This window comes from Campylobacter concisus (genome assembly GCF_902460595.1).
GTDB lineage: Bacteria > Campylobacterota > Campylobacteria > Campylobacterales > Campylobacteraceae > Campylobacter_A > Campylobacter_A concisus_BL.
The window spans coordinates 76,706-96,811 of the sequence record NZ_CABPVA010000001.1 but is presented as its reverse complement, the minus strand read 5'-3'; the positions used below and the strand labels follow the sequence as shown (position 1 = coordinate 96,811).

The following is a 20,106-nucleotide window of genomic DNA, read 5'->3' as shown; positions in this document are numbered from 1 at the left end:
GCTTAAGGGCAGGTGATGAAAATTTTAAACATTTATCGCTTGTCTTTAATATTATTATTTATCCTTGCTTTTGGTGCAGGGGTGGCGACCTTTTTGGAAAATTTTTATGACACACAAACGGCTAGAGTGCTTGTTTATGAAGCGCTCTGGTACGAGTGCGTCATGGCAGCTTGCGTTATTTGCTTAGCCATTAGCATCGTAAAAACCAAGATGTATAAGAAATTTGGCGCATTTTTGATACACCTTGCTTTTATTCTGATCTTCATCGGTGCTGCGCTTACAAGATACTTTGGCGAAGAGGGTGTATTGCATCTTAGAGTGGGCGAGAGCGGCAGCTATATGCAAAGCACAAAGCCATATTTGAGAGTGCAAATTTCAAATGAAAGCTTTGAATATCCACTAAAACTTAGCCTGCTTGGCAAAAACGACTTTCGCTTCAAAAAAGATATAAACGGCAAAGAATTTATTATAAAGATAGTTGGCTACAAAAAGGATGAGAAAAACGCTCCAGCCACGCTTAGCATAGAGGCTGGCTTTGCTGGGCAAAAGAGCAAAACCGCCAAGCTAAAAGGTGGCGCTGGATACGATCTTGAGCCAAGCATTTTGAGCTTTGACGGGCAAGAGGCGAAATTTTACTTTAGCTCAAGGGCTATAAATTTACCATTTTCACTAAGGCTTGATAAATTTATCCTAGAGCGCTACGCAGGGCTAAATAGCCCATCATCTTACACTAGCAAAGTAAGCATCGCAGGCAGCGAGCATGAAATTTCGCTAAATCACCCACTAAGCATCATGAGCTATAAAATTTTTCAATCATCATACGACGCTGACGAGCTTGGAAGCGCCTTTGAGATCAGCTTTGATCCTGGTAAAGTGCCAACTTATATCGGATATTTTCTACTTTGCCTTGGCTTTGTGGGAAATTTATTTAGCAAAAAGAGCCGATTTTTTAGGCTGCTAAATTTCATAAAAGGCACTCAGTTTGCATTTTTGGCTCTACTTTTACTAAATGCCACGCCAAATTTCGCAAGCGATGAAGCCATAAATTTTAAAGCTCATGCAGATAAATTTGCCAAAATTTTAGTTCAAACTGATAGCAGGATCGCCCCAGCTAGCTCTTACACAAGGGCAGTAATAAGCAAAATTTCAACCAAAACGACGCTATTTGGGCTTAGTAGCGATGAGCTCATGCTCTCTTTTGCCATCTCGCCACAAGAGTGGATGGATAAAAGGATGGTAAAGATCACAAGCGATCGTGTGGGCGAGCTTCTTGGAGTTAGTGAGAAATTTGCTAGTTTTAAGGACGTTTTTAACGAAAATGGCGAGTATAAGCTGGCTAAATTTGTAGAGGCTGCAAATGAAAAATCCACCTCAAAAAGAGATAAATTTGATAGCGACGTCATTAAATTTGACGAGAGGCTAAATGTCTTATACCTTGCGCTAAAGGGAGAAATTTTAAAATTTATCCCAGCTAAAAGCGGCGATAAGATCACGTGGCTGTCTGTAAATGAAGCCTTTAGCAAAGATGAAATTTCAAACGAGTTTAAAAGCGTTTTAGGCGCTTACATAGAAAATTTAAGCCTTTGCGTAAAAAGTGGCGAGTGCGAGAGTGCCAATAGGAGTTTGGAGCAAATTTCAGGCTATCAAAGAAGCACTCTAGGCTCTCTTGCGCCAAGCGAGGCAAAAATCGGCCTTGAAGTGCTTTACAACCAAATGGAGATATTTAAATTTCTTATCTATTTTTATATGATCCTAGCTCTTGCTTCGCTCGCTCTTGGCTTTTATAGGCTCTTTTTTGGAAGGAAATTTAGATTTGAAAGAGCGCTTAGCCTTGCGTTTTTTACCGCATTTATAGTGCATGCTCTAAATTTAGCCCTACGCGCCTACATCTCAGGTCACGCACCTTGGAGCGATGCTTATGAGAGTTTAGTCTATATCTCGCTTATAAGCGTGCTAGCTGGAGTGCTATTTTTCAAGCATCAAAACTTCGCACTAGGCGCTGCTTCGCTCTTTGCAAGTGTTAGCCTGCTCGTTGCTCATCTAAATTTTATAAATCCACAGATAACAAATTTAGTCCCTGTTTTAAAGTCATTTTGGCTTAGCGTGCATGTAAGCGTCATCACAGCAAGCTACGGCTTTTTGGGCTTTGGCTTTGTGCTGGGGCTTGTGGGACTTATCTTGATGGCACTAAAAAATGAGAAAAATGAGCAAAAGCTTAGCGAGCATATAAGATACCTAGCAGCCACCGACGAGCTAAGCCTCATCATAGGTCTTAGCTTGCTAACGATCGGAAATTTCTTAGGTGGCGTCTGGGCGAATGAGAGCTGGGGCAGATACTGGGGCTGGGACAGCAAAGAGAGCTGGTCATACATCACGATCATCGTCTATGCCATAGTGCTTCACTTAAGGTTTATACCAAAGCTTAGGGGCGTTTTTGCCTTTTTAACGGCTAGCGTGCTATCATTTGCTTCGGTGCTTTTTACATATTTTGGAGTAAATTTTTATCTTAGCGGGCTTCACTCATACGCAAATGGCGAGAGCTTTGGCATCTCAGGGCTAATATATTTGATCTTAGCGGCTCTTGCCTTGCTGATCGCCCTAGCCTACCGCGGCAGAGATATAAAAGTAGTTTAGGAGATATGATGAAGAGTTTGATTTTACTGGCTGCTAGTTTGTGCGTTTTAAATGCTGGCTACATCAAAGAGGCTTTAAACGCAAAAGATGATCACAACAAACTAGCGCAAATTTATGAAGATGCTTGTGACAAAGAGAAAAAGGCATCAGGCTGCTACAACCTAGCTGTGCTTTACAGCAGAGGTGATGGCAACGTCAAAAAGGACGAGGCAAAGGCGGCAATGCTTTATGAAAAGGCTTGCGATCAAAATTTCTCTATGGCTTGCAGCAACCTTGGCTACGTCTATGAAAATGGCAAAGGCGTAGAAAAAGACCTAGCAAAAGCAGTTAAATTTTATGAAAAAGCATGCAGCGACAACGAGGGTTGCACCGAGCTTGGCTTGCTTTATGCAAATGGCACTGGCGTAGAAAAAGATCTAAAAAAGGCAAAAGAGCTCTATGAAAAGGCTTGTAAGGCAGGGGACGGCATGGGATGTAGCAACCTTGGCTACCTATACGCTCAGGGCGAAGGCGTCGAGAAAGACTACGCAAAAGCCAAAGCAAACTACGAGATAGCCTGTGCAAACGAAGCTGGCATAGGATGTGACAATCTTGGCTTTTTATATGTTTATGGGCAAGGGGTTGATCAAAACCTTACAAAAGCGACAAAGCTTTACGAGCAAGCGTGCATATACGGCTATGAAAAGGGCTGCAACAACTACGCTATCATGCTAGCTGAGGGCAAAGGCGTGAAAGAGGACGTAGAGAAAGCACGTGAAATTTTCACTAAAAGCTGCAAAAATGGCCTAAAAGAGGCGTGCGAGAATTTGGAAATTTTAGGAAAGCATTGATGAGTTTTAAAAACTGGGGCAATAAAGAGGCAAGCCTAGAGGCACTATATGCGCTTGATAGTGCTTTTTTAGAGCCAGATGAAGAGTATCTAAGGCTCATTTCTAAGACAAAAAGCGAAAATAGCCTAAGATACGTAGTAGATAACGGGCAGGGCGATCTACTAGACGTGATATTTACGCGCGAGGCGGTGCTGGTTAGAGGGTTTGACCATGAAAATGAGCTAAATTCGCTAAGCACAGATAAAAGCGTGGTAGAGCAAATTTATAGTGGCGAAGCTGCTAAATTTCGCTCTTACTTCTTGCCAGATGAGATAGAGCAAACGACCTTTTTTATCTGGTATGACGGGGTGGAGCATCAAAATTTAGTCGGTGGCAATAACGGCGGACGCTGGCTGCTTGGATATGCCTTTGATGATTTTGCTAAATTTAGTGAGTTTGTAAAGGGCTACTACGAGATAGACTTTGATGATGAGATGTTAAAAAAGCTCTATGAAAAGGGCGAGTTAGAAAAAGAGAGATTAAAGGAGATAAGATGAAATTTATAGCTTTGTTGCTTAGTGCGGTTTTTGCCTTGTGGGCTGGAAATTTGACGAGTGAGGCAAACATAAACGCCTATAAAGGAGCAAAAGAGCGCATCGAGCTACCAAAGGATGCAAGATGTGCGGTGTGTGGCATGCCTATAAAAAACAAGCAGTGGGCGACACTTATCAAGACTGATGGCAAGGATTATTACTTTGACGGCGTAAAAGATATGGCGCAGTTTTACTATACAAACGATAAGATGAAAGAGGCTTATGTGAGTGATTATTACACGCTTGAAAAGCTTGATGCAAAAGAGGCGTTTTACGTTCATGGCTCAAACGTTTTTGGACCGATGGGCGAGGAATTTATCCCATTTAAAGACGAAGCAAAGGCAAATAGCTTTATGAAAGATCACGCTGGCAAAGGTGTCATAAAATTTGACGAGATAAAGACATTTACTGGCAAATAAAGTGAAATTTCTAGCATTTTTGGCGTTATTTTTTGGACTCTCTTACACGCTTTTAGCAGCGCACTACCTTAGCTTTGACCGCAAATCAAAGCAAGATGAGCTAAGAGAAATTTCAAAGATAACAAGGGCAAATTTAGCTTCTAGCTTTAGCCTAAAAGAGCAAAAAGGCTTTGTCTATGATAAGTAGAAATTTCATAAACTACGCTGTGGTCCTGCTCTTTAAAGACAAAAAGGACCACCTTTTTAGCTTTTGTCTATTTGCGCTCATTATCTTTGTGTTAAGCTCAGTCCTTTTCATCTCTGGCTCGATCCAGCATGATCTTATAAGCTTAGTAAAAGATAGATCAAGCATCGTTGTTAGCGCGTTTCGTGCTGGTAAAAACGATCTCATGCACCCTGGCTACATCTATGACATTTCAAAGATCGATGGCGTGGCTGACGTTAGGGGCGTGGTTGATGGGGAGTACTACTTCGTGCAAAGGCGAGTTTGGTTTCATCTATATGAGGATGATAGCCTAAAAGAAGACGAGATGATCGTTGGCGAGGGCGTAAAAGCCGCTATGAACGAGCTTTACTATGAGGGGAGCTTTAACTTCTTAACAGAAGAGCGCATGATACCAGTAAAAATTCTAAAAACCATGCCAAAACAAAGCGGACTTATCACAAATAACGCGATATTTTTACATCCAAATACCTTGCGAGCTATCTTAAATTTAAAAGACGAAGAATACACAAAGCTCTATGTCGATGTGCCAAATAGCGAAGAGATCAGCCAAGTGGCTTTGAAGATAGAAAATTTATATCCAAACTCATTTGCCATTAGCATAGAAGACGAGGTGGCAAACATTAGACATCTTTACTACTATAAGGGTGGAATTTTTATGAGCATTTATGTTAGCGTTATGCTCATTTTTTTCGTGCTACTTAAAAATCAAATTTCGCTAGCTTATGGCAACAAAAAGCGTGAGATAGCCATTTTGCGAAGTATCGGCTTTAGTATAAAAGAGATCATCTTTTTAAAATTTATACAAAATTTCATCGTTAGCGTTAGCGCCTTTTTACTTGGCGTTATGTTAGCTTACCTCTTTGTATTTGTCTTTAACGCTCCATTTTTAAAGGGGATATTTTTAGGCGATGAGCTTTTAAATTTTACAAATTTCACGCCTATTTTGGAGTTTGATAAGCTCTTTTTGATCTTTGTCTTTGGCGTCATACCATTTTTGGCATTTGTGCTTATCCCATCGTGGCGTGTAGCGTGTGGCGACATAAATGAGGGGCTAAAATGATAAACATTAGAGGCGTTAGCCTAGTCTATAACCAAGGCAAACAAAACGAGTTTTGTGCTCTAAAAAATATAAATTTAGATGTTAATAACGGCGAGTTAGTCATACTAAAAGGCGTTAGTGGAAGTGGTAAAAGCACCCTGCTCTCGCTCATAGCCCTACTCCAAAAGCCAACTAGCGGGGAAATTTTGATAGACGGCACTAACATCGCAAAGTTACCTGACGCATTTTGCTCCGAGCTTAGACATAAAAGGCTTGGGCTTGTTTTTCAAAATTTTAACCTCATAGAGGGCTTAAGCGTCTATGAAAATTTGTTAGCTCCGTTTGCTCTAACAAATTTCAAGGCAAACGTGCGTGAAGAGATGATAAAAAAGGCTCTTGAGCTTGCAAATATAGCTCACAAAATAGATGAAAACGTATCAAATTTAAGCGGTGGCGAGCGCCAAAGATGTGCGGTGGCTAGGGCTTTGTCAATGGACGCTGATATCATTTTGGCTGATGAGCCAACGGCAAATTTAGATAGGCAAAATGCACGTGCGTTTTTAGGCCTACTTGAATCATTTAAGGCGCTTAAAAAAAGCGTTATAGTTGCCACTCACGATAGCATTTTTGACGAGCTGGGCGCAACTGATAGGGCTCTTATCTTGCAAAACGGAGAGATAGTATGAGCGTATTTTTATCAAACGCCGTTATCGCCTTTTTGTTAGCGGAGTTTGTGCTGTTAGTTTTGATGGGCATTTCGCTATTTTATGTCGTCAGGATCGTGAGGTCGTGGGACTATAACGCGCTAACATCACTTCAATACTCACTTGAAAAGCAAAACTACCTTGTAAATACGATCTTGCTCTTTAGCGTCTGCACAAAGATCGTTTTGTTTATATTTTTTGCACTTTGTCTAAACGAGCTCTCTGACATCGTGCCAGGGGCTATGTGCTCGGCTGGCGTGATCGGCTCAAATAAATTTGGCGGCATCTTGATGCTCACTAAAATTTTGCTCATCTTTGGGCTTGGCATCTGGCTGGTTATAAACAAACTCGACTTGCAGGCTCTAAATTTCCCATATCTAAAGAAAAAATATGCCATTTTCATCTGCCTTTTTGTGATGATACTGCTCGAGCTTGGCATAGAAATTTCGTTTTTTTATAACATTCCACTAAAAGTGCCAGTCTTTTGCTGTTCTGTCACTTTTCAAGCTCCAAAGTTGCCATTTGGCTATACAAATTTTGGCTTAGTAAGCGCCTTTTTCGTGCTATTTTTTGTCATTTTGGCGCTAAATTTCTTAAAGCAAAGCATGGCAAGCTTTGTGGCAAATTTGCTATTTTTGGTGCTTAGCTACTACGCTATCACCTACTTTTTTGGCCTTTACGTTTATGAGCAGCCAAATCACAAGTGCCCATACTGCATGCTAAGAAGCGACTATTATTACGTTGGCTACCTTATCTGGGGCAGTTTGTTTTTGGGCGTTTTTTACGGCCTCATGCCATATCTTGTGGAGATCATCACAAAGACAAACTACTCGCACAAGCTTAAATTTTCATCGATCTGGCTAAGTGTTTGCGTGCTGATCTGCTCGCTTTACGTGCTCAAATACTATTTGTTAAGAGGATTTTTATTTTGATAAAGCAAATTTTTTCTCTGTGTTTGTTGGCTCTAGTCTTAGCCGTACTTGCCTACAATGCCGACATAAGCGACGATAAAATTTTAGTTTCACATAGCGACAAATCAGAGCCGATCGAGGTACTCACGCCAAATAAATATATATGTTATGAGAGTAGAACGCTCATCGCTGATAACAACGACACAGCACAGGCGATCATGCCAAATGGCGACATCTACTTCTTTAACGACATCACAAATTCTTTCATCTGGTATATGGCGCAAAAGAGCAAAGATAAGATCAAGTTATATGTCTATTCAAGAGATACAAACCGCTACATCCCAGCGCAAAATGCTTGGTACTCGAGGGTCGATATCACGCCGATGGGATACGGCATAGGGGCGTATGAGTTTCACACTTACGGCATAAACGACAACTACTTTAAAGAGGTCTTGCTCTATGCAGCACGCGGCGAAACGCTGCTAAATCCATATATAAACATCCTACTTTCAGAAAATAGGATATAAATTTATGAAGCTCTAAATTTGCTAGAACCCTGTTGGATTATTTTTAGTATTAAAGGCCTTTTTCGTTTAACTTTTTATAAACGTCACACCCTGGTTGAAGCCCTAATTCGCAAGCTTTATAAAAATATTCTTTTGCTATGTGGTAGTCTTGTTTTGCGCCTTTGCCTTTTAGATAAAAAGCTCCTAAATTAAAACAACCGCGATTGTATCCATTATTGCAAGCTTTTTTATATAATTCTAGGGATTTACTGTAGTCTTGCTCTACACCTTGACCGTTTTCATATAAAATTCCTAAATTAGAGCAACTATCATTAACTCCATCGTCACAAGCTTGTTTGTATAGATCAGCCGCTCTATAATAGTCTTGTTTCACACCTTGGCCATTATTGTATGAAATTCCTAAGTTGTAACAACTCATACTGTATCTGTCATTGCAAGCTTTTTGCCATAATTGAGCTGCCTTATAATAGTCTTGCTCTACACCCAGACCATTTACATATAAAACTCCCAAATTGTGGTAGGCTTGGGCGATATTGCCATCGCAAGCTTTTTCGTATAGTTTGATAGCTTTGGTATAGTCCTGCTCTACCCCTTGTCCTCTTTCATAAAAATTACCTAGATTATAGCAGCCATTAGCATATCCGCCATCACAAGCTTGTTTATATAGATTGGCCGCTTTATAGTAGTCCTGCTTTAGATATTTGCCTTCTTCGTATAAATTTCCTAAATTAAAACAACCTATAGCATTTTTACCGTCACAAGATTTATTGTATAGCTCTATGGCTTTGTTATAGTTTTGTTCTACACCTTGGTTTTTTATATATAAAACACCTAGATTAGAACAGCTTAGTGCATGTCCATTATTGCAAGCTTCTTCGTATAATCTAGCCGCCTTATTGTAGTCTTGCTCTACACCTTGACCATCCTCATATAAAAGCCCTAAATTATAACAACCAATACTATATTTGGCATCACAAACTTTTTGCCACAATTGAGCAGTTTTATAGTAGTCTTGTGTAGTGCCTTGACCGTTATAGTATAAAAATCCTAAGTTATAACAAGCTTGAATAATTTCACCATTACAAGCCTTTTCGTATAATTTAGCTGCTTTATTGTAGTCTTGTTTTACACCCTGGCCATTTATATACAAAAGTCCTAAATTATAGCAATTGCCATTATTTCCATCATTGCAAGTTTTAGTAAATATCTCGACTGCTTTGTTGTAGTCACCTTTGCTGTAAGCCTCAAGTCCAAGTTCTACTAGATCCTTGGAGAATCCAATAGTTAGTAAGATTGTGTATAAAAGAACAGCCTTTTTCATTTTTTCTCCATTTTTGTAAATTTGTAGTTATTGTGGTTTGGCTTGCCTCTTTGATGGAGAAACAAGCCTAAGTTAGTATCTAACGTTATTAACTTTTAAAAAGTCTCTTAGGTCTTCGTATTCGCTATTTTCAAAGTAGCGCCATTTGCCAGGCTTTAGCATATCAAGGCTAACGCGTCCAAAGCTAACACGTTTTAGGTCCATCACTTCAAGGTCGAAGTAGCCAAAGAAGCGGCGTAGCTCTCTGTTTTGACCCTCATTTATGATGACCTTTAGTTTTGTGTAGCCACCGCTTGAGCCAAAGACTTTATAGGCTAGAAATGGCTTAAATTCCATTGATTTTATAGTAGTTTTTGCGTGCGCGCCTTTGGTTGCGTTCTTGGCGAAAAAGCCATTTGTCATCGCCTCTATCACCTCTTTTGAAATTTCGCCCTTTACCTTTAGGTAGTATTCGCGCTCTAAGTCGCTATTCATGAGTGCTGTGGCGATCGCTGGAGCGTCAGTTAGCAAAAGTAGCCCCTCGCTTGCGTAGTCTAAGCGTCCCACGCTAACAAATTTTGCAAATTTCTTATCTAACGTGTCGTAGATCGTCTTTCGTCCGCGGTCATCTTTTTTGCTAACTAGCTCGCCCTTTTGTTTGTGATAAACGATAACAGTAAATTCTTTTTTTAGCTTTATCAAACGGCCATTTATACGCACTTTGTCATCTTCATCCACGCTTGTAGCAAGGTCGCTAACCACACGCCCTGCTATGCTAACCTTGCCAGCTTTTATCAGCTCATCTGCCTCACGGCGTGAGTAGTTTGTGTTATGTGAGATAAATTTATTTAGTCTTGTTTTTTCCATTTTATAGTCCTAAATTTGCAAGGTCGTGGATGTGTAAAACACCCACAGGCACGCCATTTTCTACGACAGCTAGAAGCTGAATTTTATACTTTTCTATTAAAGCTAACGCATCTACGGCTAACATCTCTTTGTCATTTATCTCTTTTGGATGCAAGGTTGCAAATTTCATCGCTGGCTCTTCTAAATCAAAGTCCTCTCTCATAAGCGCACGCCTAAGATCGCCGTCACTTAAAAGAGCGTCTAGCACGCCATCTTTATCGACGATGAGAACCGTGCCAAGCTTGCCATGTGTCATAGTATCGATCGCACTTTTTAGGCTTGCATTCCAGCGGACTATCGGTAAATTTTCGCTTCTCATCACGTCTTTGACCTTTAAAAATAACCTCTTGCCAAGGCTGCCACCTGGATGAAAATTTGCAAAGTCCTCTTTTTTAAAGCCGCGCTTTTGCATCAAGCAAACAGCTAACGCATCGCCAAGAGCTAACGTTAGCGTGGTTGATGCCGTTGGGGCGGCATTTAGTGGGCACGCCTCTTTCTCTACATTTATATCTATAAAAGCGTCGCTAAATTTACCAAGCGAGCTTGTCTTGCTTCTTGCCATGGCGACGATTTTTACGCCAAAGCGCTTTACATGAGGCAAAATTTTGATAAGCTCATCGCTCTCGCCACTAAAGCTAATGGCTAACAAAATGTCGTCTTTTTCTATCATGCCAAGGTCGCCGTGCATGGCCTCTGTCGGGTGTAAGAAAAAGCTTGGCGTGCCAGTGCTTGCAAGCGTAGCAGCGATCTTTGCGCCCACGTGACCGCTCTTGCCCACGCCTGTGACTATGACTTTGCCTTTTGCGTTATATATCAAATTTACAGCATCTTCTATCTCTACGCTTTTAGCGTGTCTTAAAAGCTCGTTTGCCTCTATCTCTAAGACTTCAGCGGCGATTTGGTTGGCTTTTTGCATAAATTTTCCTTACATTAGATAGATGATCGGCACGATAGTTGGGTACTTTTTGACCTTTCTAAATATGTGCTTTCTGATCACTTGGCGCACTTGTGACTCGAGTAGTCTGCTATCTTTTAAAAGCTCCTCTTTGACGTTGCTTAAATACTGCTCTAGCACGCCCTCCATCTCTTTTCTAAACTCGGCGTCTTGCTTGTCGCCCACAAGGCCGTAGCTGATGACGCGAGGCTTGTTGATGAGTTTTGCGCCGTGACGTGAAATTTGAGCGATTATCATGACGACGCCTGCTTCGGCAAGGTTTTGTCTGTCGATGACGACGTCGTCTGAAATTTGTTTATTTATTTGATTATCTATGAAGACTTTGCCAGTTTTTACAGTTTTTACACGTTTTAGGTATTTTTGACAAACCTCCATCTGATCGCCGTCGCTCATTAGATAGATATTTCTCTCATCCACACCACAGCTAATTGCCGTCTCTTTGTGCTTTGCGATGTGGTTGTACTCACCATGCACTGGCAAGAAAAATTTTGGTTTTATGAGGCGAAGCATCAGCTTTTGCTCTTCTTGCGCTGCGTGACCGCTGACGTGGATCTCGCTAAAGTCTTGGTAAGCGACGCTCGCGCCTGATTTTAGTAAGAAATTTAGCACCGTTGAGACGCTGTTTTCGTTGCCTGGGATCGCTTTTGAGCTGATTATGATCTGATCGGTCGGCTTTATCTTTATATATTTGTGCTCATCTGTCGCCATGCGGTAAAGCGCGCTCATAGTCTCGCCCTGAGAGCCAGTAGTGACGATAAGTACCTCGTCATCTTTAAATTTACCAACCTCGTTTGCATCGATGAAAATTTTCTTATCAAGTTTGATGTAGCCAAGCTCCATCGCAGTGTATAAATTTCTCTCCATTGATCTGCCGATGACACAGACTTTGCGGTTGTATTTTAAGCCCCATTCGATCGCTTGATAGACGCGGTGGATGTTTGAGCTAAATGTGCTCATTATGACGCGGCCTTTTGCCTTTGAAAATATCGCGTCAAAGGTCTTGCCAACGCTGCTTTCACTCTTTGTAAAGCCCTCTTTATAGCTGTTTGTGCTATCGCTTAATAGACAAAGCACGCCACGCTCGCCATAATACGCTAGTCTGCCAAGGTCTGTTGGGTAGCCATCTATCGGCGTGTGGTCTATTTTGAAGTCGCCTGTGTGGATGATCGTGCCAGCCTTTGTCGTGATGGCAAGTGCCGAAGCGTCGATGATAGAGTGCGTTATATGTATCCACTCGACTTCAAAGTCGCCTATGAGATATGGCTTTCTCTTTTCAACTGAGCGAAAGAGTGAGCGCTCTTGCTTTAGGCCGTGCTCTTCAAATTTATTATTTATCATGCCAAGCGGTAACGGTGTGGCGTAGATAGGAAATTTAAACTCTTTGTAAAAATAAGGCACCGCACCGATGTGATCCTCGTGTGCGTGAGTGATGATGACGCCTTTTATCTTATCTTTTATCTTTCTAACGTAGTCGAAGTCTGGGATGAGGATATCCACGCCGTGCATGCTCTCGCTTGGAAAGCTCATGCCGATATCAACGATGATAGCGCTAGTTTCAGTCTCAAAGACAGTCATATTGCCGCCGATCTCGCCAAGACCGCCAAGTGGTGTTATACGAATTTTATGTTCGCTTGAGTTTAGATATTTTAGTGGCTCAAGTCTTAGCTCGTGAGTGGCTTTATTTGCCTCCATCGCGCTTGCGATATCTTGCTGCCACTGCTCGTTGCCATTTAGCTTTGCTGGTAAATTTTTCTTTGGTTTTTTAGCCTTTTTTGGCTTTTCTTTTGGCTCTTTTGTCTCGTTTTTAGCTGAAGCTTTTGGCTCTTGCTTTGGCTTTTCTTTTTGCTGTTTTTGCTCTTTTGGCTTATTGTTTTCGCCAGTTTTGTTTTGATTTTTGTTATTTCTTTGCTTTTTTGGGCGAGGATTTTGACTTTTTGGCTCGGCATGCGTTTTGGCTTCAGCCTGCTCTGCTGCAAAGAAGTTATCTATCACGCTTTTGCTTGCTAGTGATGTTTGCTCGGTAGTTTCGCCCTCTTGTTTTGGCTTGTTTTTTGGTCTAAATCTTCGTCTTTTGTTGTTTTTACTTTGATTAGTTACAACTTTCTCTTCGTTTTTGTCGTTCATTATCTTCCTTTAATCTTTCAAATACTTTTAGATAAGAATCGACATCTAGTTCGTGTGGACGTAAATTTTGAGCTAAGTCTAGGTCTTCAAAAATTTCTTCTAACGCCTTTTTGTCAAAATTTGTGGATAAATTTTTCAAAAGCGTCTTTCTTGGCGAAGCAAACGCAGCTCTTAAAAATGCTTTAAAAGCCTCGTATTGTTTTGCATCTTTGAAAATCCCGTCTTTGCCAAAAATCTTTTTTGTTTTTTGTAGTTTGATGACTGATGATGTGACCTTTGGAGGTGGATTGAAAAGCTTTGCATCCACGTCAAACAAAAGCTCGCACCTGCCTTGAAGTGAAGCGAGGATCGATAAAGCGCTAAATTCTTTATCCTTGCTCTTTGCACTAAATTTAAGAGCAACCTCTTTTTGTATCATCACAATAAGCCCAAGGCATTTTTCGTCATCTATCGCATTTAGTATCATCTTCGTAGCAACGTAATAGGGCAAATTTGCGACTAAAAAGTAGTTCTGGCTACTTAGTCCGCCCTCTTCTTGCCACTGCTCTAAAGCATCTTTACAAAAAAGTTTTAATTGTCCATTTTGGATCTCATTTGCAAATTTGACCTTTAAAATTTGAAACAGCTCACAATCTATCTCAAAAGAGGTCGTCTTATAAATTTGCAAAAGTCTAAATGTCAAATCACCTAAGCCAGGCCCAATCTCAACGACGTTTTCTACGTCCTTGGGTATCGCTTGGATGATCTTGTCTAGTGTCGCTTTGTCTTGTAAAAAATTCTGTCCAAAGTGCTTTTTTGCCTTTATCATAGCCGCGATATTAGCCAAAAATTACTTATACAATGATTACAAGTTTAGTTTAATCATATATAAAATGGACTATAATCACTAAATAACAACAAAATAAGGCGCAAATTTGAGTAGGGCAAACACCTTAAAATACTTTTTATTATCACAATATTTAGAGCCAAAAACCTTAGACGAGCCAAAAAAGACAAATAGCAAATTTAAAAAATCAATGGACCTTGAGATCGCAAATTTCGATGAGAAATTTATGCAAATTTTAAGAGCATTTGACAGGTCGCTTTTAAAAAATGGTGTAGAAATTTCAATTTATGGCGGCATTTTTGAGACTGACTTGCTTGCCCTTGCGATATCAAAGCTAGCAAAGGTAAAATTTGAAAAAGAGCAAATTTTAGATGAACTACGATCTGAACAAACGAGCTTTGAAAAGGCATTTTGTTATAAACTTAAGCTCTCTGGCGATCTAGTCTTTTGCAAAAATGAGCAAAATTTTACTTTAAAAGATGCAAATTTAGATGATGAACTAAGCCCATTTTTCACGCCAAACTCATCAAATGAGCTCTTTATCCCAACGGCTCCTTGGGCGATGGTGCGCCTAAACCATCTAAAAGAGATCAGCCAAAACGACTTTAACAAAGAGTGCGAGCACATCAAGGATAAAATTTCTATCCACAAAGAGAAAATGAAGCTTAGCGACTATGTAAAAGCGGTGCACGAGGAGATAAAAAGCTCGCTAAAGACGCCATTTTGTAAAGATGTGATCAGGCTTGAAGTAAGGATCGCTGACCCAAATTTTAAAGAGAACGACGCCCTTTTAAATAGCTTTTTTATAGATGATATAAATTTACTTATCAAATTTTACGAGTCAGGCAGGACGCACGAGCTAACGGATCAGTTTTTAGACGAGGGTGGTGAGAATAAATTTGAGAGGCTTGACGTTAGAGATGAGCTAAATCAAAGGGCGGTAAGGGACTTTTTTAGGGCTGAGCGCTACCCTAGATCGGCCTTTGCAAGTGATTTTGCCTTAAATTTCTCACAGCAAATGGCGCTAAACAACATCATAGAGAAATTTAAAGATGGAAATGGTGGAATTTATAGTGTAAATGGCGCTCCAGGCACTGGCAAAACAACGCTTTTAAAGGACGTGATGGCTGAAGTAGTGACGCTTAGGGCGATGAAGCTCGCGCAAATGAACAGGCACGATATCTTTGAGCCAGTTTATGACAGCGATGAAAAGGTGCTTTATTTTAGGCTAAATGACGAGCTTCAAGGCTATGAGATGGTCGTTAGCTCTTGTAATAACGGCGCGGTTGAGATTTTAAGCAAGGAGCTAAGCCAGTTAAAGAGCATTGGTGGCTATGCGGGCGATATTGATTATTTTAAATTTATAGCCACGAGACTGCTCTCGGCTGATGAGAAGAGTGAATTTGGCGAGAAGTCCTTTATCTCAAAGCCAGCTTGGGGGCTATTTTGCGTGGCGCTTGGCTCAAAGCAAAACAAGTCAAATTTTGTTTTTAATGCAATTAATGGCGTAAAGATCGAGCCAACTCACAGCCAGTTTGACAAGATCGCAAGCGAATACGGCGAGTTTTTGGAGCAAGATGGCTTTTTGATGGGGCTTGGCAAGTACCTTGCAGTGGGCGAGGGCGTAGATGACTTTGACGTGGCAAAGGAGAAATTTAACCTTGCACTTCACGAGGTAAATTTACTTTTTAGTGAGATCAGGATCAAAGAAGAGGAGCTAAAGAGCCTAAAAAGTGAGCTAGCTGATGTTGATAGGAGGCTTGAGAGCTATAACTCGGCTAAGCAGATAGAGGAGCTTTTAGAGCCTTTAGAGAACGAGCATGATGAAATTTTGGCTAAGCTGGGGGACAAAAAGGCGGAGGCAGAGGAGCTAACAAGAGTTGTTAGTCAAAATGAAGCTTTGCAGGAGTATTTAAGCACACCAGAAAAGCCGCCATTTTTTCTCTTTCAGCAAATTTTTAAGACAGAGGCCTTTGAAAAGTATAATGACGAGGCGTTAAAGGTTGGCGAGATAAACCGCCAGATAGCTGAGCAAAATTTAAAAGCTAGCAAGCAAAATGGCGAGAGCAAAGAGAAAAACGAGGCAAGGCTAAATGAGCTAAAAAGCGAGATAGCAGAGCTTGAGAGCAGGGCAGCAGAGCTAAATACTAAGATAAATCTCTACAAAAGGCTGCAAAGTGACTTTGCTAGACGCCAAAAGATACTTGGCAGGAGCGAGGAGCTAGATACCTTTCTAAACGGCAGCTTTAGCCAGAGCAACGAAGAGATGCAAAAGGGTATGCCATTTATGATGGAATTTGGCATAGACCAGAAATTTCACAAGACAAAGCTTTTTAAGGCTAGGATAGAACTTTTTAAAGAGGCGCTAAATTTGCATAAGGCAGCGATATTTGCCTGCAAAGAGGCTGTCAGGACAAATTTACGTGCTCTTAGCGTTATCTTTAACGATGAGAAGATGGCTGAGAAAAACGGCCTTGACGCAAAACATAGACGTGAGATCATCAAGGGTTTATTTTTGCTAACGCCAGTTGTTAGCTCGACTTTTGCCTCGTTTAATAACACTTTTAAAGACCTTTTAAATGGCGATATAGGCATGCTTTTGATAGATGAAGCAGGGCAGGCAAATTTGACTAACGCGTTAGGCGCACTACTTCGCTCAAAGATGGCTGTAGTGGTCGGCGATCCGCTTCAGCTTGAGCCAGTCGTAACACTACCAGTTAGTTTAAATAACGCGATCCTTAGCTACTGCGAGGCAAAAGAGGAGTTTAACTTGCTTAAATCCTCTGTGCAGCTAAGAGCCGACAAAGCGCAAAAGATCGGCACATATATAAAAGGTAGCGGTGAGAGTATTTGGGTCGGCTCACCACTTATCGTACATAGAAGGTGCGCTAACCCTATGTTTGAGATCTCAAATGAGACTACATACGACGATATGATGATACTTGGGCGAGACGGAGCTAGTAAATTTGCAAACACTAACGTTCAAACAAAGTGGATAGATGTTAGCTCTGGGGAGTGGATAGGCAACTACAACAAAGCCGAGGGCGAGGCGGTTAAAGAGCTCTTTGCAGGTGAACTGGCTAGCCAGAAAAATAACATCAGAATAATAACGCCATTTAAAGATGTTTGTAGAAATTTAAAAGGTGCTGGCACTATCCACACTATGCAGGGCAAAGAGGCTGACATTATCGTATTTGTATTAGGTGGGGCGACAAAGGGTGCTAGAGCGTGGGCTGCTAGCAAACCAAATCTGCTAAACGTGGCGCTAACAAGAGCAAAAGAGGTTATTTATATAGTTGGAAACCGAGAAAATTGGGCTAGTTTGCCTTACTTTGAGGTGGCAGCTAGAAAGATAGACAAAGGATAAATTTGAATCATTTTGCAAAACGCATAATCCCATGCCTCGACGTAAAAGATGGCAGGGTCGTAAAAGGTGTAAATTTTGTTGGACTTGTCGATGCCGGAGACCCAGTCGAGATAGCTAAAAGATACAACGAAGAGGGCGCTGACGAGCTTTGTTTTTTGGATATCACAGCCTCTCACCTTGGCCGTGATACGATAGTTGATGTGGTAAAAAAGGTCGCAAGCAAGCTTTTTATACCGCTTACCGTTGGTGGAGGCATACGCACGATAGATGATATCTCGCGCCTTTTAAATGTGGGCTGCGACAAGGTGAGTCTAAACTCATCGGCGATAAAAGATCCAAATTTGATCGACGAAGCGGCTAAGAAATTTGGCTCGCAATGTGTCGTCGTAGCGATCGATGCCAAAAAGATCAAAAATGGTTATAGCGTTTTTATAAATGGCGGCAGGATCGATACCAAAAAAGATGCCTTTACTTGGGCAAAAGAGGTCGAGTCGCGTGGAGCAGGGGAGATATTGCTAACGTCTATGGATAATGACGGCGTCAAGCAGGGCTTTAGTCTGGAGCTAACAAAGATATTTAGCGCGCTCTCTATACCGACTATCGCAAGTGGTGGCGCTGGCAAGATGGAGCATTTTAAGGATGCTTTTGAAGCTGGGGCTGATGCGTGTTTGGCGGCTTCGATATTTCACTTTGGCGAGATCGAGATAAAAAAGCTAAAAGAGTATCTTAAGGCAAATGGCGTTGAGGTTAGGCTTTGATGTTAGTTATCTCAGCTGGAAAAAATGAAATTTTTGACTTTGCCTTGCCGATGGGGGTGGGGCTAGTCGATATGGCGATAAATTTGACAAAGTTCTTGCAAAAAAGATCGTGCGTGGGAGCAGATGAAAAAAGCATAAATTTAAAAAATATTGATCCGCACTATCTTGCAAAGATCGAGGCTAAATTTGCAAACTCATCAAACCCAGAGCTGCAAAATCTAAGCCAAAATTTGTCAAAAAATCCCGAGCGAAATTTATACCAGATGCCAGAAAAGATAGTTTTTGTTGGCTCGGCAGGTCTATATAAAGATGGTGAAATTTTGCAAATTTATGAAAGCTCGGTTGGGGCAAATGTTGAAATTTCTAGTATAGAAAATAGATCTTACTCGCCTATCGAGTGTGAAATTTCTTCTATCGTTTCACGTGGAACTATCAAAACAAATTCATCAAATTTCATAACGACAGACAAAAATTTGGCTCATAAGATGTTTGGAAAGGGATATTTTTTAGAAAATATGGAGTTTTTTTCTGTTCTAAAAGTGGCTCAAATTTTTAAAATTCCAGCTTACGGAATTTTTATAGCGACAAATTTTTGCGATGAAAATGCGCATGCTGAGTTTATAAAAAATCACTCTGCAGCCAAAGAGCTACTAACAAAATATGTAAAGGAAAATATGTGAAAAATTTGCTTGATCTTAGCATCGAAGAGTTAAAAGAGCTAGTCTCTCCCTCGTTCAGAGCGACGCAAATTTATGAGTGGGTGTACAAAAAAAATGCGACAGAATTTAGCCAAATGCTAAATTTGCCAAAGGATATGCGCCATGACTTGGCTGAGAAATTTTATCTTGATCCTCTAAAATGTGTGAAATTTGAGCAAAGTAGCGACGGCTCTATCAAGTATCTTTTTGAGCTAAAAGATGGTCTAAAGATAGAGAGCGTCTTGCTACCGATGAAAGAGGAGATTAGCGACGAAGATGGCAAGGTTAGTCGCCATGCTCGTTATACTGTTTGTGTTAGTTCGCAGGTTGGCTGCAAAATGGGCTGTGCTTTTTGCCTAACAGCAAAGGGCGGACTTGTTAGAAATTTGACTGCTGGCGAGATCGTAGGGCAAATTTTATGGATAAAAAGAGAGAATAACATACCATACGAAAGGCGCATAAACGTTGTCTATATGGGTATGGGTGAGCCACTTGACAACCTTGCTAACGTTAGTAAAGCGATCAAAATTTTAGCTCTTAATGAGGGTCTAGCCATATCTCCACGCCGTCAAACCGTTTCGACTAGCGGCCTTGGCAGCCAGATAAAAAAGCTTGGAGAAATGGACCTTGGGGTCTTGCTGGCCATATCGCTACATGCTGTTACTAACGAGCTTAGAAGCCGCTTGATGCCGATAAATAAGGCGTATAATATCGAGGCTGTTATGGATGCTGTTAGGGGATTTCCTATCGATATGCGAAAGCGTGTAATGTTTGAATATCTTGTTATCAAGGACTTAAACGACAGCGTTAGTGATGCGAAAAAGCTGGTTAAACTGCTGCATGGTATCAAGGCAAAGGTAAATTTGATCTACTTTAACCCGCATGAAGGTAGTGAATTTGGACGGCCTGAGCTTGCTAGCATGCTAAAATTTCAAGAATATCTAAGGGACCATGGCGTCACTTGCACGATCAGACAGAGCAAAGGGCTTGATATAAGTGCTGCTTGCGGACAGCTAAAACAGCGAAATGAAAATCCAAAATTCAAAGCTAACGTTAGCGATAAGAACGCAGCTAAAACAGAAGAAAAACCAACTAACGATAAAACTAACATGAGTAAAAAATGACAGCTCTTGATATCGCCGAGATCATTTTTATAGTGTTGGTTGCTGGTATTGGGCTTGGACTTATCATTAAAGTTTTGAAAGAAGAAAACAAAACTTCAAAATAAAATCTAAAAAATTTGGTATGAAATTTTGTGTGAAAAACAAAAATACAAAGTTGATTGCCAAAAATTAATTCAAAACGCGGTG

At 40.8% G+C, this 20,106-nt stretch carries 18 protein-coding genes; 13 read left to right on the top strand and 5 right to left on the bottom strand.

Annotated elements, in window-relative coordinates; genetic code table 11:
- The first annotated feature begins 15 nt into the window (after positions 1-15).
- From F3G86_RS00380 to F3G86_RS00340, 9 genes are read left to right on the top strand one after another with little or no spacing between them, the layout of a single operon-like run.
- Entirely contained in the window at positions 16-2,634 is a 2,619-nt protein-coding gene (locus F3G86_RS00380; RefSeq protein ID WP_149722659.1) for a cytochrome c biogenesis protein, read from the top strand.
- An 8-nt stretch (positions 2,635-2,642) separates the two neighbouring features.
- The gene (locus F3G86_RS00375; protein WP_149722658.1) at positions 2,643-3,464 is read left to right on the top strand and encodes an SEL1-like repeat protein; all 822 of its coding nucleotides are present in this window, start codon (positions 2,643-2,645) and stop codon (positions 3,462-3,464) included.
- Positions 3,464-4,000, top strand: a complete 537-nt coding sequence (locus F3G86_RS00370) for a hypothetical protein (RefSeq protein ID WP_149722657.1) — start codon at positions 3,464-3,466, stop codon at positions 3,998-4,000. The genes F3G86_RS00375 and F3G86_RS00370 overlap by 1 nt, the downstream gene beginning before the upstream one ends.
- Complete coding sequence (locus F3G86_RS00365; protein WP_149722656.1) at positions 3,997-4,455, top strand: nitrous oxide reductase accessory protein NosL; 459 nt, start codon at positions 3,997-3,999, stop codon at positions 4,453-4,455. Before F3G86_RS00370 ends, F3G86_RS00365 begins: the two co-directional genes overlap by 4 nt.
- 1 nt (position 4,456) lies before the next feature.
- Positions 4,457-4,642 (top strand): hypothetical protein, encoded by a 186-nt coding sequence (locus F3G86_RS00360; protein WP_149722655.1) that lies wholly within the window; start codon positions 4,457-4,459, stop codon positions 4,640-4,642.
- Complete coding sequence (locus F3G86_RS00355; protein WP_149722654.1) at positions 4,632-5,741, top strand: ABC transporter permease; 1,110 nt, start codon at positions 4,632-4,634, stop codon at positions 5,739-5,741. The genes F3G86_RS00360 and F3G86_RS00355 overlap by 11 nt, the downstream gene beginning before the upstream one ends.
- Entirely contained in the window at positions 5,738-6,406 is a 669-nt protein-coding gene (locus tag F3G86_RS00350) for an ABC transporter ATP-binding protein (protein WP_149722653.1), read from the top strand. Before F3G86_RS00355 ends, F3G86_RS00350 begins: the two co-directional genes overlap by 4 nt.
- Positions 6,403-7,356: a hypothetical protein gene (locus tag F3G86_RS00345; protein ID WP_149722652.1), complete on the top strand. Its 954-nt coding sequence runs from the start codon at positions 6,403-6,405 to the stop codon at positions 7,354-7,356. Before F3G86_RS00350 ends, F3G86_RS00345 begins: the two co-directional genes overlap by 4 nt.
- A 26-nt stretch (positions 7,357-7,382) precedes the next feature.
- Positions 7,383-7,862: a hypothetical protein gene (locus tag F3G86_RS00340; protein ID WP_223228521.1), complete on the top strand. Its 480-nt coding sequence runs from the start codon at positions 7,383-7,385 to the stop codon at positions 7,860-7,862.
- Between the two features lie 49 nt (positions 7,863-7,911).
- On the opposite strand, the gene F3G86_RS10280 is transcribed toward F3G86_RS00340, so the two are convergent.
- The 5 genes from F3G86_RS10280 to rsmA form a co-directional block, all read right to left on the bottom strand.
- The gene (locus F3G86_RS10280; RefSeq protein WP_087583341.1) at positions 7,912-9,183 is read right to left on the bottom strand and encodes a tetratricopeptide repeat protein; all 1,272 of its coding nucleotides are present in this window, start codon (positions 9,181-9,183) and stop codon (positions 7,912-7,914) included.
- 72 nt (positions 9,184-9,255) lie between these two features.
- Complete coding sequence (locus tag F3G86_RS00330) at positions 9,256-10,029, bottom strand: pseudouridine synthase (protein ID WP_087583340.1); 774 nt, start codon at positions 10,027-10,029, stop codon at positions 9,256-9,258.
- A gap of 1 nt (position 10,030) precedes the next feature.
- Positions 10,031-10,984 carry a KpsF/GutQ family sugar-phosphate isomerase gene (locus F3G86_RS00325; RefSeq protein WP_087583339.1) on the bottom strand — a complete coding sequence of 318 codons (954 nt, stop codon included), beginning with the start codon at positions 10,982-10,984 and terminating at the stop codon, positions 10,031-10,033.
- A gap of 9 nt (positions 10,985-10,993) precedes the next feature.
- Positions 10,994-13,147, bottom strand: a complete 2,154-nt coding sequence (locus tag F3G86_RS00320) for a ribonuclease J (protein ID WP_188116396.1) — start codon at positions 13,145-13,147, stop codon at positions 10,994-10,996.
- On the bottom strand, positions 13,113-13,955 hold the full coding sequence (rsmA, locus tag F3G86_RS00315) for a 16S rRNA (adenine(1518)-N(6)/adenine(1519)-N(6))-dimethyltransferase RsmA (protein ID WP_087583461.1): 843 nt from the start codon (positions 13,953-13,955) through the stop codon (positions 13,113-13,115). The genes F3G86_RS00320 and rsmA overlap by 35 nt, the downstream gene beginning before the upstream one ends.
- Before the next feature lie 106 nt (positions 13,956-14,061).
- Here rsmA and F3G86_RS00310 point away from each other — a divergent pair, with 106 nt between their 5' ends.
- From F3G86_RS00310 to rlmN, 4 genes are read left to right on the top strand one after another with little or no spacing between them, the layout of a single operon-like run.
- A complete protein-coding gene (locus tag F3G86_RS00310) occupies positions 14,062-17,340 on the top strand; it encodes a DEAD/DEAH box helicase (protein WP_149722651.1) in 3,279 nt (1,092 codons plus the stop codon).
- Positions 17,341-17,342: 2 nt separating this feature from the next.
- Complete coding sequence (gene hisF / locus F3G86_RS00305; protein WP_149722650.1) at positions 17,343-18,098, top strand: imidazole glycerol phosphate synthase subunit HisF; 756 nt, start codon at positions 17,343-17,345, stop codon at positions 18,096-18,098.
- Positions 18,098-18,778 (top strand): purine-nucleoside phosphorylase, encoded by a 681-nt coding sequence (locus F3G86_RS00300; protein ID WP_149723133.1) that lies wholly within the window; start codon positions 18,098-18,100, stop codon positions 18,776-18,778. The genes hisF and F3G86_RS00300 overlap by 1 nt, the downstream gene beginning before the upstream one ends.
- Positions 18,775-19,920 carry a dual-specificity RNA methyltransferase RlmN gene (gene rlmN / locus F3G86_RS00295; RefSeq protein ID WP_149722649.1) on the top strand — a complete coding sequence of 382 codons (1,146 nt, stop codon included), beginning with the start codon at positions 18,775-18,777 and terminating at the stop codon, positions 19,918-19,920. Before F3G86_RS00300 ends, rlmN begins: the two co-directional genes overlap by 4 nt.
- The last annotated feature ends 186 nt before the right edge of the window (positions 19,921-20,106 follow it).